The 13,882-nt window shown below is 66.1% G+C and carries 11 protein-coding genes and 1 tRNA gene; 8 read left to right on the top strand and 4 right to left on the bottom strand.

Annotation, left to right across the window (positions count from 1 at the left end):
- Positions 1–42: 42 nt before the first annotated feature.
- Positions 43–603, bottom strand: coding sequence for a tetratricopeptide repeat protein (locus tag EV687_RS06630; RefSeq protein ID WP_162846682.1), 561 nt, complete (start codon positions 601–603; stop codon positions 43–45).
- 195 nt (positions 604–798) lie between these two features.
- On the opposite strand from EV687_RS06630, the gene cysS reads away from it, so the two are divergent.
- From cysS to EV687_RS06600, 6 genes are all read left to right on the top strand, one after another.
- Positions 799–2,193: a cysteine--tRNA ligase gene (gene cysS / locus EV687_RS06625; protein WP_122231892.1), complete on the top strand. Its 1,395-nt coding sequence runs from the start codon at positions 799–801 to the stop codon at positions 2,191–2,193.
- A 167-nt stretch (positions 2,194–2,360) separates the two neighbouring features.
- The gene (locus EV687_RS06620) at positions 2,361–3,047 is read left to right on the top strand and encodes a DNA-3-methyladenine glycosylase family protein (RefSeq protein WP_242612524.1); all 687 of its coding nucleotides are present in this window, start codon (positions 2,361–2,363) and stop codon (positions 3,045–3,047) included.
- Positions 3,048–3,184: 137 nt separating this feature from the next.
- Entirely contained in the window at positions 3,185–4,168 is a 984-nt protein-coding gene (locus tag EV687_RS06615; protein WP_122231894.1) for an acetyl-CoA carboxylase carboxyltransferase subunit alpha, read from the top strand.
- A 166-nt stretch (positions 4,169–4,334) separates the two neighbouring features.
- Positions 4,335–5,315, top strand: a complete 981-nt coding sequence (tilS, locus tag EV687_RS06610; RefSeq protein ID WP_122231895.1) for a tRNA lysidine(34) synthetase TilS — start codon at positions 4,335–4,337, stop codon at positions 5,313–5,315.
- A gap of 152 nt (positions 5,316–5,467) precedes the next feature.
- Positions 5,468–6,769, top strand: coding sequence for an aspartate kinase (locus tag EV687_RS06605; protein ID WP_122231896.1), 1,302 nt, complete (start codon positions 5,468–5,470; stop codon positions 6,767–6,769).
- Positions 6,770–6,820: 51 nt separating this feature from the next.
- A tRNA-Ser gene (locus tag EV687_RS06600) sits at positions 6,821–6,913 on the top strand.
- Positions 6,914–7,276: 363 nt separating this feature from the next.
- On the opposite strand, the gene EV687_RS06595 is transcribed toward EV687_RS06600, so the two are convergent.
- From EV687_RS06595 to EV687_RS06585, 3 genes are all read right to left on the bottom strand, one after another.
- Positions 7,277–7,522 (bottom strand): hypothetical protein, encoded by a 246-nt coding sequence (locus EV687_RS06595; RefSeq protein WP_122231897.1) that lies wholly within the window; start codon positions 7,520–7,522, stop codon positions 7,277–7,279.
- A gap of 421 nt (positions 7,523–7,943) precedes the next feature.
- The gene (mutS, locus tag EV687_RS06590; protein WP_122231898.1) at positions 7,944–10,643 is read right to left on the bottom strand and encodes a DNA mismatch repair protein MutS; all 2,700 of its coding nucleotides are present in this window, start codon (positions 10,641–10,643) and stop codon (positions 7,944–7,946) included.
- 305 nt (positions 10,644–10,948) lie between these two features.
- On the bottom strand, positions 10,949–11,896 hold the full coding sequence (locus tag EV687_RS06585; RefSeq protein WP_122231899.1) for a LysR family transcriptional regulator: 948 nt from the start codon (positions 11,894–11,896) through the stop codon (positions 10,949–10,951).
- Positions 11,897–12,064: 168 nt separating this feature from the next.
- On the opposite strand from EV687_RS06585, the gene EV687_RS06580 reads away from it, so the two are divergent.
- Together EV687_RS06580 and EV687_RS06575 are read left to right on the top strand one after the other, a co-directional pair.
- Positions 12,065–12,715 carry a DsbA family protein gene (locus EV687_RS06580; protein WP_122231900.1) on the top strand — a complete coding sequence of 217 codons (651 nt, stop codon included), beginning with the start codon at positions 12,065–12,067 and terminating at the stop codon, positions 12,713–12,715.
- 83 nt (positions 12,716–12,798) lie between these two features.
- Positions 12,799–13,719 (top strand): MBL fold metallo-hydrolase, encoded by a 921-nt coding sequence (locus EV687_RS06575; protein WP_122231901.1) that lies wholly within the window; start codon positions 12,799–12,801, stop codon positions 13,717–13,719.
- The last annotated feature ends 163 nt before the right edge of the window (positions 13,720–13,882 follow it).

Raw genomic sequence — 13,882 nt, 5'->3', positions numbered from 1 at the left:
ACGAGGCGGAAAGTTCCCGGCAGGGCCGGGGACAGGCCGGGTTCAGCGCGGCTGCTGGGCATTGGCGTCCAGAAGGGGGCGCAAGGCCTCGATCTGCTGTGCCTGGGCGGCAGAGGGGGCGAGCTCCTGGGCCGTTTGCAGGTGGCCGTCCGCCAGGCGCAGCAGCACGTCGGCGAGGTTGGCATGGGCCTGGGCATAGTTGGGGTTGCTGCGCAGCGCTTCTTCCAGGAGGCTGCGTGCTTCTTCCAGGCGGCCCTGGCCGGCGCGGATCGCCGCCAGGTTGTTCCAGGGTTCGGGCAATTCCGGGTATTGCTGGGTGAGGTCGGTGAGGGTTTTTTCCGCATCGCCCTGGCGGCCCAGCGCCGATTCGGCATTGGCCTTGAGGAACTGCAGTTGCGGATCGCGCGGGAATTCGGCTATTCCGGCCTCGGCGGCGGCCAGGGCCTGTTCGGCCTGCCCGTTGGCCAGCCATTGGGCAATCTGGACGTGCTGCGCAGTCTGCGCCTGCGCGGCGGCAGCGGCGAGACTCAATGCCAGCAGCAGGGCCAGCAGGCCAGCCAGGCGGCGAACTGGGAGAGGGAGGGAGGAGGAGGGCGTGGACATGGCTGCGGGGAGGCCGGGAACAATCGCATAGTATAGGGGCCCTGCCGACCAGGGCAGCGGGCAGCGGGCAGCGCGCATGGGCCGCTGGCGCGCCCATGCGCGCATGGATTGGGGCCATTGCCGGCCATGTGCGGGCATGCCGGGCCAAATGCCTCGATAATCGAACACTTTGCGTCTTTGTAACAGTCCGTGGGTATGAGCCTTCGCATCTACAACACCCTCTCACGATCCATCCAGGCCTTCGAGCCCATCGAACCGGGCCACGTGCGCATGTACGTGTGCGGCATGACCGTCTATGACCTGTGTCACCTGGGGCATGCACGCTCGATGGTGGCCTTCGATGTGGTGCAGCGCTGGCTCAAGGTGAGCGGCTACCGCGTGACCTATGTGCGCAACATCACCGACATCGATGACAAGATCATCCGCCGCGCGCTGGAGAACGGCGAGAGCATCCGCAGCCTGACCAACCGCATGACCGAGGCCTTGCATGCCGACGCCGATGCGCTGGGCATCGAGCGGCCCACGCACGAGCCGCGCGCGACCGAGTACGTGCCGCAGATGCTCGAGATGATCGGCCGTCTCGAACAAAAGGGCCTGGCCTACCGCAGCGCCGGCGACAGCGGCGAGGGCGACGTCAACTATGCGGTGCGCAAGTTTCCCGGCTACGGCAAGCTCTCGGGCAAGTCGCTGGAGGAGTTGCGCGCCGGCGAACGCGTGGCCGTGCTCGACGGCAAGCAGGATCCGCTCGACTTCGTACTGTGGAAGAGCGCCAAGCCCGATGAGCCGCAGGATGCCCAATGGGGCAGCCCGTTCGGCACCGGACGGCCCGGCTGGCACATCGAGTGCTCTGCCATGAGCTGTGCATTGCTGGGGGAGCATTTCGACATCCACGGCGGCGGCGCCGACCTCACTTTCCCGCACCACGAGAACGAGATCGCCCAGAGCGAAGGCGCCAGCGGCGAGCGTTTCGTCAACGTGTGGATGCACAACGGCTTCATCAACGTCGACAACGAGAAGATGTCCAAGAGCCTGGGCAACTTCTTCACCATCCGCGACGTGCTGCAGCAGTTCGATGCCGAGACCGTGCGCTTCTTCATCCTGCGCAGCCACTACCGCAGCCCGCTCAACTACAGTGACGTGCACCTGCGGGATGCGCGCGCCGCGCTCAAGCGCCTCTATACCGCGCTGGATCTGGTGGCGCCGGCCGCGCTGGCGGGCATCGACTGGAGCGAGCCGCATGCCGCGCGTTTCCAGGCCGCGATGAACGAGGACTTCGGCACGCCCGAGGCGATCGCCGTGCTGTTCGAGCTGGCCGGCGAAGTCAACCGCAGCCAGGACGCGCAGGCCGCCGCACTCCTCAAGGCGCTGGGGGGCACCATCGGCATCCTGCAGGGTGACCCGACCGCCTTCCTGCAGGCCGGCGCCGGGCTGGATGCCTCGTCCATCGAGGCCTTGATCGCCGAGCGCGCCGCCGCCAAGGCGTCGAAGAACTATGCGCGGGCCGACCAGATCCGCGCCGAACTGCTGGAGCAGGGCGTGGTGCTCAAGGACACGCCGCAAGGCACGAGCTGGGAGATGGCCCTCGCATGAAGCCGCCCGATTCCCGCCCGCTGCGCCCATCCGCCCTTGAGGACACTCCGGCCGGCGCCAGTGGCAAGCCCGCTGCCAGAACGGCCGCGACCAAGACCGCTGCGAAGGCGCTTGCCAAGCCTGCGCCCAAAACGGTGGCAAAGCCCGCAACAAAGACGGCGGTCAAGATGGCCGGCAAACCTCGCAGCAAGACGCCTGCAACTGTGCCTGCCGCCAGTGACGGCTCCGATGCGGTGGCCCGGCCCGATTACTGGGATGAGGCTTGCCGCCACCTGGTCAAGAAGGACCGCATCCTGCGCCGCCTGATTCCGCAATACCAAGGCGCGAGCATCGAGTCGCGTGGCGATGCCTTTGCCACGCTGGCGCGCAGCATCGTCGGCCAGCAGATTTCAGTGGCGGCCGCCAAGACCGTGTGGGGCCGCTTCGAGGCGCTGGCTGGCAGCGCCATGACGCCTGCTCAGATCCTGGTGCTGGCGCCGACCGACATGCGCGCGGCGGGCCTGTCGATGCGCAAGATCGAGTATCTGCGCGACCTCGCCCTGCACTTCGGTGAAGAGCGCCTGTCCGTGCAGGACTGGCCGCAGTGGGAGGATGAAGCCATCATCTCCGAGCTGACGGCGGTGCGCGGCATCGGCCGCTGGACGGCCGAGATGTTCCTGATGTTCCACCTGCTGCGCCCCAATGTGCTGCCGCTCGATGACGTCGGCCTGATCCAGGGCATCAGCCGCAACTACTTCTCCGGCGAGCCCGTCAGCCGCAGCGACGCCCGCGAAGTGGCCGAGGCCTGGAAACCCTGGCGCAGCGTGGCCACCTGGTACATGTGGCGCTCGCTGGCCGTGCCGCAGGCCTACTGATACTGAGTTGCCGAGCCTGGCCGGCAGCCGGTTTGCTGCCCTCCATCGCGAAGGGCGGCGTTCGGGACGCCTGCCCTACAATAACCGTTTGCCCAATTCTTCCCGGCCCAGGCGGCAACAGGGACTGACAGATCACCATGGCCAAAAAGACCTACCTGGATTTCGAACAGCCGATTGCCGAGCTCGATCGCAAGATCGACGAGCTGCGCGCCGTCAACGACAGCAATGAATCGGTCAACCTTGCCTCGGAAATCGAGCAGCTTTCCAAGAAAAGCCTGCAGCTGACCAAGGATATCTACAAGAACCTCACCCCTTGGCAGACCACCAAGGTGGCGCGGCACCCCGACCGGCCCTACACGCTGGATTATGTGCGCGCGCTCTTCACCGACTTCACTGAGCTGCACGGCGACCGCCACTTTGCCGATGACGCTTCCATCGTGGGAGGCCTGGCCCGCTTCGAAGGCCGCCCCTGCGTGGTGATCGGCCACCAGAAAGGTCGCGACACCAAGGAGCGGGCCCGCCGCAACTTTGGCATGAGCAAGCCCGAGGGCTACCGCAAGGCGCTGCGCCTGATGAAGCTGGCCGAGAAGTTCGGGCTGCCGGTCTTCACCTTCGTGGACACGCCCGGCGCCTACCCCGGCATCGAGGCCGAGGAGCGCAACCAGTCCGAGGCGATCGGCCGCAACATCTACGAGATGGCGCAGCTCAAGACCCCCATCATCAGCACCATCATCGGCGAGGGCGGCTCGGGCGGCGCGCTGGCCATCAGCGTGGCCGACGTGGTCATCATGCTGCAGTACGCGGTGTATTCGGTCATCAGCCCCGAAGGCTGTGCCTCCATCCTTTGGAAGACCAGTGAGAAGGCCGAGGAGGCCGCCCAGGCGCTGGGCATCACAGCGCCGCGCCTGAAGTCGCTCGGGCTGGTGGACAAGGTCGTCAACGAGCCCGTCGGTGGCGCCCAGCGCGACTATCGCCAGATGGCGCTGCACCTCAAGCGCGCGCTCGATGAGGCCCTGCACGAACTGGGCGAACTGGCCACGCCCGAACTGCTCGAGCGCCGCTATCAGCGCCTGCTCAGCTATGGCGAATTTGCCGAGACCGAAGCCGCGGTCAAGAAGTAAGAACCTGTTCTAAGAGTAAGTACAAGCAATAGCCACAAGGTAGCCACGAACAGCAGGCATCAGGCATCAGGCATCAGAGCGTCCAGCCCCGGCCGTCCTTCGGCAAGGCAAAACGGTCCAGTGCCGGCTGCCATCGGCCTCCGGTTGCCGTCTTGGAGGTCGCAGCATGGCATCACCCACTCCGTCAGAGTACATCGCTGATGCGCTGCAAGACTTCGATCCGCCCTTGCCGCTGGCGGTGACCCTGAGCGGCGGTGCCGATTCGACGGCCCTGCTGCTGGCCTGCCGGCAGCGCTGGCCGCGTCAGGTGGTGGCCATCCACGTGCACCATGGCCTGCAGGTCGCGGCCGACGGCTTTGCCGCCTTCTGCGCGCGCCTGTGCGCCGCGCACGGCATCACGCTGCACATCGAATACACCGATGCCCGCCATGCACCTGGCGAAAGCCCCGAAGATGCCGCGCGGCGAGCCCGCTACGCGGCGCTCGAGCGTGGTGCTGCCGCGCTCGAGCAGCGGCTGGGCCTGCCCATCCCCTCCATTGCGCTGGCGCAACACGCCGACGACCAGGTCGAGACCCTGCTGCTGGCCCTGAGCCGCGGCGCTGGTCTGCCGGGCCTGGCGGCCATGCCGGCCCATTGGCTGCGTGATGGCCGGCACTGGTGGCGCCCGCTGCTGGGCGTGCCCGGTGCGCAGTTGCGGCAATGGCTGCGCGAGCGGGGGCAGGACTGGATCGAGGACCCGAGCAACACCGATGCCGGCTATACCCGCAACCGCATCCGCCACCAGGTGCTGCCGGCGCTGGAGGCGGCCCTGCCGGGCTGGCGCAACACCTTCGCGCGCAGCAGCGCCCATGCCGCACAGGCGCAGCAGTTGCTGGAGGAGGTTGCAGCCGAGGATTTGCAGCGCATCGGCACGCCACCGGCCATTGCCGCGTTGCGCGCGCTGCTGCCGGCGCGCCAGGCCAATGTGCTGCGCCACTGGCTGGCCCGCTGCCATGGCACGGCAGCCAGCACTGCGCAGCTGCGCGAACTGCAGCGCCAGCTCGCTGCCTGCCGCACGCGCGGCCACCAGATCCGCCTCAAGGTCGGGCGCGGCCATGTGCTGCGGCATGGTGCGGTGCTCGATTGGCAGGCGTCGCCCGATGCCTGAATGCATGGGCGCCATCCATGGCGGCTGGTTGACCCCTGCCTTAGCTTAGAATAGACGGGTTTTGCGTCTGGCAGCCGCATCATGGCCTTGAGGGACTCCCGAAGGCCGGCGGGCCTGCGCTTGTGGCATCTCTCTCAGGACTAGAACGGCACATGGCACTGATTGTTCACAAATACGGTGGGACCTCGATGGGCACCACCGAACGCATCCGCAACGTCGCCAAGCGCGTGGCCAAATGGGTCAAGGCCGGCCATCAGGTCGTCGTGGTGCCCAGTGCCATGAGCGGCGAGACCAACCGCCTGCTGGGGCTGGCCGCCGAATTGGAGCCGGCCGAGCGCACCCAGACCGTGCGCCGCGAGCTCGATGCATTGGCGGCCACTGGCGAGCAGGCCTCCTCGGCGCTGCTGGCCATTGCGCTGCAGGCCGAAGGCCAGCCGGCGGTGAGCTTCACCGGCTGGCAGGTGCCGGTGCGCACCGACAGCGCCTACATGAAAGCGCGCATCGAATCGATCGACGGCCAGCGCATCCGCAAGGAGCTCGATGGCGGCCGGGTCGTCATCGTCACGGGCTTTCAGGGCATCGACGAGCAGGGCAACGTCACCACGCTGGGCCGCGGCGGCTCGGACACCTCGGCGGTGGCGATTGCGGCGGCCATCAAGGCCGACGAATGCCTGATCTATACCGACGTCGATGGCGTCTACACCACCGACCCGCGCGTGGTGCCCAATGCCCAGCGCCTGAAGACCATCAGCTTCGAGGAAATGCTCGAACTCGCCAGCCTGGGCTCCAAGGTGCTGCAGATCCGCTCGGTGGAGTTTGCCGGCAAGTACCGCGTGCCGCTGCGCGTGCTCTCGAGTTTCACGCCGTGGGACATCGACCTGGCCCAGGAAGCGCAGTCGGGCACACTCATCACTTTCGAGGAAGACGAAAAAATGGAAAAAGCAGTCGTTTCTGGCATCGCCTTTACCCGTGACGAAGCCAAGGTGTCGGTGCTGGGCGTGCCCGACAAGCCGGGGATCGCATACAGCATCCTCGGCACGGTGGCCGATGCCAACATCGAGGTGGACGTGATCATCCAGAACCTCAGCAAGGACGGCAAGACCGACTTCAGCTTCACCGTGGCCCGTCCGGAATACGAGCGCACCGTCAAGCTGCTCAAGGAAGTCGTGCTGCCCAAGCTGGGCGAGGGCACCAGCGTGGTGAGCAACACCCAGATCAGCAAGGTCAGCATCGTCGGCATCGGCATGAAGAGCCACGCGGGTGTGGCCAGCACCATGTTCCGCGCGCTCAGCCAGGAAGGCATCAACATCCAGATGATCTCGACATCCGAGATCAAGACCTCGGTGGTGATCGACGAGAAGTACGTGGAACTGGCCGTGCGTGCGCTGCACACCGCCTTCGGCCTCGACGGCGACACGGTTATCGAAGTGCCCAAACGCAATGACGAAAAGTGAGCATCCGGCCTGGAATGACGTGATTTTTCAGGCATAATGTGCGTCTTTCGCGGAGACGTGACCGAGAGGCCGAAGGTGCTCCCCTGCTAAGGGAGTATGCGGTGATGAGCTGCATCAAGGGTTCGAATCCCTTCGTCTCCGCCAGATAGATCAGCAAAATGCAGGGATAGGCGACGCGGTGCTCGCAGCGCGTACTTCCCAGATGAAGCAGCCCTGTCCTGACAGTCGGCTGCTTTTTTTTATCCGTCCCGACCTACCTCAGGAGCGGCCGCATACCTCATGCGTTCTGCGATCCCGTTCCTTCGGATTGCACCTGAAAACCGCGTTTGCGGCGTTTTATATCCTCGCCGGGCCAGCAAGCCCGGCTGGGGTTTCGTCTTGCAGCCACGATTCTTCAGGCACTACGGCAAGCGCACCGGGACTTTGAACACGCTTTGCGGCGCGGCGCCTGCCATGGGCATACACCATGCCCTGCAGGTGCAAAGCCCGCATCGGCGGGCCATGCATTCAGTGCGCCACCCGCGATGGCGCGGCTGTCATGACCAGGGTCCGCAAGGCTTCCAGCGCGGCGCTGGCCTTGCGTTCGGCTGCGCGTTCGTCTCCCTCGATCAGATAGCGCCGCGCCATGGCCAGCGCGTTGATGGCGGACGCAAAGGATTGGGTCTCGGTATCGGGCCCGAGAGGCTGGCGGGTCACGCCGATCGGGGGCTCGGGGTAGGCAGCATCAAAACTGCTAGACTTGACGTGTTTCATGGCGACATTCCTTGCACAGTTATCGCTTTGTGACACGCCGGGGCGTTGTTGGCGCAACGCCCCGGCACCTATCGTGAGAGACAAGGGCTCTAGGGGCCATCACTGCTTCACGGCATCCCCTCCTGTCCTTGATCGTCCGCCGGCCGGACTGTCTGGCATCAACGCATGGGGAGTGGAGTGGCGCTATCCTACCTGCGGAATACCGAGCAAAAGAAGCAAAAAATAGTCAGTTTGCCTTACTTTTTGGTGGAACTCCGTCCAGTCCGATGTCCGAGGGGCTGCAGCGCGCTCATTCACCCCCGGAGGCCGGGCATCCATGCTGTTTCAGGCCCCGTCTCTTCGCAAAAAAAGCGCAGCCATGGCTGCGCTTTTTCGTGGGCGGAGGGGGGCCGGACAGCAGGGGCCGTCCCTTCCCGGCAAGTCATGCGCCATCGTTCCGAAGCAGGTCCTTGAGCGCATAGAGCTGCTGCAGCGCCTCGCGCGGCGACAGCGCATCGACATCCAACACCTGCAGGGCCTCCTCGACGGCACTCGGGGTGAGGTTCTCTGGCGCGGCAGCGGCCCGGGTTTCGGTGTGCAGCACCGCTGGGTCGATGGCGAAGAGGTCCGGCTGCTGGTTGCCGTGGTCCTGTTGCTGCAGCTTCTCCAGCGTGTGGCGGGCCTGGGTGATCACGGCGCCGGGCATGCCGGCCAGCCGGGCCACCTGGATGCCGTAGCTGCGGCTGGCGGGGCCGGGTTGCAACTCATGCAGGAACACGATGCGATTGCCCGTTTCCGTGGCGGCCACATGCATGTTGACGGCATGCGGATGGGTGGCTGGCAGCTCGGTGAGCTCGAAGTAATGCGTGGCGAACAGCGTGAAGGCCTGGGTTTTGTCATGCAGGTGGCTGGCGATGCTGCCGGCCAGCGCCAGGCCGTCGTAGGTGGAGGTGCCGCGGCCGATCTCGTCCATCAGCACCAGCGAGTGCGCCGTGGCGCTGTGCAGGATCTGTGCGGCCTCGGTCATCTCCAGCATGAAGGTCGATTGCGCGTTGGCCAGATCGTCGGCGGCGCCGATGCGGGTGTGGATGGCATCGATGGGGCCGAGGCGGCAGCTTCCGGCCGGCACGTAGCTGCCCATGCTCGCGAGCAGCACGATCAGCGCGACCTGGCGCATGTAGGTCGATTTACCGCCCATGTTGGGGCCAGTGATGACTTGCATGCGGGTGCGCCCGCCCATGCGCGTGTCGTTGGCGATGAAGCTGGCTTGCACGGTCTCGGCCAGACGCGCCTCGACGACGGGGTGGCGGCCCTGCTCGATGTCGATGCAGGGCTCGATGACGAACTGCGGCTGGCACCAGCCCAGCGTGATGGAGCGCTCGGCCAGCGTGCTGAGGGCGTCGAGCTCGGCCAGCGCGGCGGCCACCTGCATCAGCGCATGCACCCTGGGTTGCAGCTGTTCGAGCAACTGTGCGTAGAGGAGCTTCTCGCGTGCCAGCGCGCGCTCCTGCGCGGAGAGGGCCTTGTCCTCGAACGCCTTGAGTTCGGGCGTGATGAAGCGTTCGGCGTTCTTGAGGGTCTGGCGGCGCTTGTATTCGGTGGGCACCTTGTCGAGCTGGCCTTGCGTGACCTCGATGTAAAAGCCATGCACCTTGTTGAACTGCACGCGCAGATTGCTGATGCCGGTGCGCTCGCGCTCGCGCGCTTCCAGCTCCAGCAGAAAGCCGTCGGCGTTGTCCTGGATGCCGCGCAGCTCGTCGAGCACTGCGTCGAAACCGGGGGCGATCACACCGCCATCTCGGATCAGCATGGCGGGCTCCTCCAGCAGGGCCACCTGCAGCAGCTCGATCACGCCTTCGGGTGGCGCCAGGCGCTGCAGCAGGCTGGCGAGGCCGGCCTTGGCATCATCCTCGATGGTGTCTGGGGTGCCTGTGGCGGCAGCCAGGACGCGGGCCTGCGAGAGCGTGTGCTTGAGGGCCACCAGCTCGCGCGGACGCACCTGTTCGAGCGAGATGCGGGCGCTGATGCGCTCGACGTCGGCCACGCCCTGCAACTGCTGGCGGTAATGCTGCCAGAGCGGCAGGGGCGCGGCCTCGTCGCGCAGCGTGGCGATGTGCGCGAGGCGCTGGCGGGCCTCGCCGCGATCGCGCCGCGGATTGAGCAGCCAGTCCTTGAGCTTGCGGCTGCCCAGGCTGGTGACGCAGGTGTCCAGCAGCGAGAACAGCGTCGGCGCAGCCTCTCCGCGCAGGGTTTGCACCAGTTCGAGATTGCGCCGTGTGGTGGCTGGCAACTGGATCAGTGCATCATCCTGCTCGACCTGGATGCCTTGCACGTGCTGCAGCGCGCGGCCCTGGGTGTGGGCCGCATAGTGCAGCAGCGCGGCGCTGGCCGCATGGGCGGCGGGCAGACTGTCGGCCGACCAGGCCTGCAGGCTGGCGGCCTGCAGGTGGCGGCACAGCGCCTGCTCGCCCAGCGTGGCGTCGAACTGCCAGGCGGCAATGGTCTGCAATGCCGCCTGCGCCTGGCCGGACTGATTGCGCTGGCGCAGCAGCGTCTCCAGCGCTTCGGAGGCGCCGCCGCTGAAGATGACCTCGCTGGCGCCGATGCGGTCCAGCCAGGCCGGCAGTGCATCCTGCGGGCATTCGGCCAGGTGGACCACGCCCTGGGTGATGCTCATCCAGGCCAGGCCATGGCGCGGCTGGCCGCGGCCCCGGCCGGGCTTGCCGGCGGCCTCGCTGACGGCCAGCAGCACGGCCTCCTGCTTGTCGGGCAGCAGCGCACTGTCAGTCAGCGTGCCGGGCGTGATGATGCGCACGACCTTGCGCTCGACGGGCCCCTTGCTGGTGGCCGGGTCGCCGATCTGTTCGCAGATCGCCACCGATTCGCCCAGCTTGATCAGGCGCGCCAGATAGGTCTCGACCGAGTGGAACGGCACGCCTGCCATCGGGATAGGCTGGCCGGCCGACTGGCCGCGCTGCGTCAGCGTGATGTTGAGCAGGCGCGAGGCTTTTCGGGCGTCTTCGTAGAAGAGTTCGTAGAAATCACCCATGCGATAGAACAGCAGGGTGTTCGGATGCTCGGCCTTGAGCGACAGATACTGCTGCATCATCGGCGTGTGCGAGGATTGGTCTGTTTTGTTCATCAGAATCAATGGCGTATGTTTTTACTCGAGGCGTCTGGGCTGATGAGGGCGTGATGAGCCTTGTCTTGCATGCCCGCCGAGGTTGGGGTGGCCAGTGCCGCAGCACGACAGAAACCTGCAATGGTATGCGCAACCCAATGGCCAGCCCTGCAGCCGGCGCAAAGATCGTCAACAGGGCCTGGCAGTGTCGTGGCGCCAGTGAGGAACGTGGGCGGTAGAAAATGGCGAAGCGGGAAGAGGCCTCGCTATGGCCGTTTCGTAGCCGACTATTTTTCTACGGCCCACGCGCCCAGGCACAACGCCTGTCAATCGCCGAGCGACTGGCGCTGCGCCAGCTGCTCGGCGAGGACTTCGACGAAGGCACGCACCTTGGTCGGACGAAAGCGCGCAGTGGGAAACACGGCATGGATGCCGCCGGCCGGCAATTGCCAATCGGGCAGAACCTGCGCGAGCCGGCCGGCGGCAAGATCCTGTGCCACGACGAAATCGGGCAGCACGGAAAGGCCCATGCCCAGGCGCACTGCCTCGCGCACCGCCAGGGTTTCGTTGAGGTAGACGCTGGCCTGCAGATGCACGAACTGGCGTTCCTGGGCCTCATGCGAAAAATGCCACTGCAGCGGCTCGCGCAGGGCGGTGTTGGCCACAAACGGCAGGGTGGCGAGCGCCTGCGGATGGCGCAGTTCCCCGGCACTCCGGGCCCAGTCGGCGCCGGCCACCAGGAGCTGCCTGAAGCTGCCCACCTGGCGCGCCTGCAGATGCGGCTCGCTGAGCCAGCCTACGCGGATGGCCAGTTCCACCTGTCCGGACATGAGGTCCAGCGCCTGATCGCTGTAGATCGCCTCCACCCGGCATTGCGGGTAGCGCCTTGCGAAGGTGGCGATGGCCGGCACTACCGCCGCAATGCCGAAGTCCAGCGGGGCGGTCAGGCGCAGCGTGCCCGCTGGCGTCTCGGCACTTTGGGCCAGCTCGTCAAAGGCGTCACCGGCCTCGCGCAGGACCAGCGCACAGCGCTGGTAGAAGGCCTGGCCCGTCTCGGTGGGAACGACCTTGCGTGTGGTGCGTGTGAGCAGGCTGGTGCGGAACTCGCGCTCGAGCCGCGCCACCTGCTGACTGACCACCGCCTTGGTGATGCCCAGGCGCTCGGCCGCCGCGGTGAAGGAGCCGGTCTCGACCACCGCGACAAAGTAGGCCAGCCGTTTGAGGTTTGCGTAGTTGCCATGGCCAGCACCATCTTCATTGTTTGCTTTTGACATACTCTTAATATATTCAATATGTATTTATCTATCAATTGCTTGTTCCTAGAATTCCATTCACCCCATCGGCGTCGCAGGACAAGCGCCTGACCAGCACGAACCCCAGCGATTCCAACGACGCCTCAACAAGCCGCCGCCCCATGGTCGAGCGGTGTCCAGGAATGGACCATGCAGAAACAGCCGCTGAAAACCGTGCATTACCTCTTTGATCCGCTGTGCGGCTGGTGCTACGGCGCCAGCGCGGCGCTGGACGCGCTGGCCCGTGGCGGGGACGTGCAACTGCACCTGATGCCCAGCGGCCTGTTCGCCGGCAATGGCGCTCGCCGGATGACACGTGACTTTGCCGACTATGCATGGGACAACGACCAGCGCATCCAGCTTCTGACCGGTCAGCCCTTCAGCGAGACCTACCGCCGTTGCGTGCTGGCCGACCACCTGCAGATGTTCGACAGCGGCCCCGCCACCATGGCTCTGACCGCCGTGGCCCTGACTGCGCCGGAACAGGAACTGGCAGCTCTCAAGGCCATGCAGCGGGCCCGCTATGTGGATGGCCGCAACATCACCGAGCCGGCCACTTTGGCCGCCGTGCTGCAAGGCCTGGGCCTGGAAGCCGCTGCGGTCTTGCTGTGCACACCCTCGGCCGAACCGCTGGAGGTCAATCGCAGCCGGGTCGGGCAAGCCCGGCAGTTGATGCAGGCCATGGGCGCGCGGGGCGTGCCTACCTTCGTGCTGGAGACCGGTGGCCGGTGCCAGCTGTTGCAGGCCGGCGCGGCATTCACACAGCCAGAGGCCCTGGTCGAGCAGGTGGTGGCGACCTGATGGCGTGTGCGGGCGGCGCATGTCTCGGCGGTTCTGCGCCACGGTTTTTTCAACGGTTTTTCCACACTGACAAGGTGAATTCAATGCATGTTTTCTCGTTCTGGCGCCCCTTCGCACTGGCAGGTGCACTTGGCCTGGCCATGGCTGCCGGTAGCGCGCCGGCCCTGGCGGCCGGCGCAGTGCCTGCGGTTGCCGGTGCGCCATTGCACATCGAGGTCTTCAACCCCGGCGAGGAGGCCATTTTTGCCGTCTCCTCGGTGCTGGTCAGCGGCGAGTCCGACGCCCTGTTGATCGACGCGCAGTTTTCCGCCGCCGAGGCCCGCAAGCTGGCCGAACGGGTTGCGGCCTCCGGCAAGACCCTGCGCACCATCTACATCAGCCACGGCGACCCCGACTACTACTTCGGCCTGGACACCCTGCGGCAGGCCTTTCCGCAAGCGGCGATTGTGGCTACGCCGCAGACCATTGCCCACATCCAGGCCACCAAGGATGAGAAGCTCAAGGTATGGGGCCCGCAACTGGGCAGCAACGCCCCGCAGGCCATCGTCGTGCCGCAGCCCTTGCAGGGCGACACGCTGACGCTGGAAGGGCAGGAGCTGAAGATCGTGGGGCTCGCCGGCCCCGCGCCCGACCGCAGTGTCGTGTGGATCCCCTCCATCCAGACCGTGGCGGGCGGCATCCCGGTGCAAGCCGGTCTGCATGTCTGGATGGCCGACACCCAGACCCCGCAATCGCATGCCGACTGGCTGGCCATGCTGGAGACCATCGAGGCACTGCAGCCCAGGGTTGTCGTGCCCGGCCACTTTGCTCCGGGTGCCAGGCTGGATCTGAGCGCCGTGGCATTCACCGCCGATTACATCCGCGCTTTCGACGAGGAGGCCGCCAAGGCCCGCGATGCCGATGCGCTGATTGCCGCGATGGAGAAACGCTACCCCGGCCTGGAGGGAGAAGGCGGCCTGGTACTGAGCGCCAAGGTGGCCAAGGGTGAGATGGTGTGGCCGTGAAGGGCTCATGAACAGGCCGAGAAGATGCCGTGATCAAGCCGCAATCGGGCCATACCGGGAAAGCCTCCATCGGGTAACTACGATGGAGGCTTTCCCCATTGTGTGTGCGTTGCAGCAAACCTAGCATCGATCCCATTCGTTGGCGGATGCCGCCGGTCTGAAG

Source organism: Corticibacter populi (assembly GCF_004217315.1).
GTDB lineage: Bacteria > Pseudomonadota > Gammaproteobacteria > Burkholderiales > Burkholderiaceae_C > Lampropedia > Lampropedia populi.
Note: the sequence above shows the minus strand (reverse complement) of the source record. Positions and strands in the feature narration are given on the sequence as shown.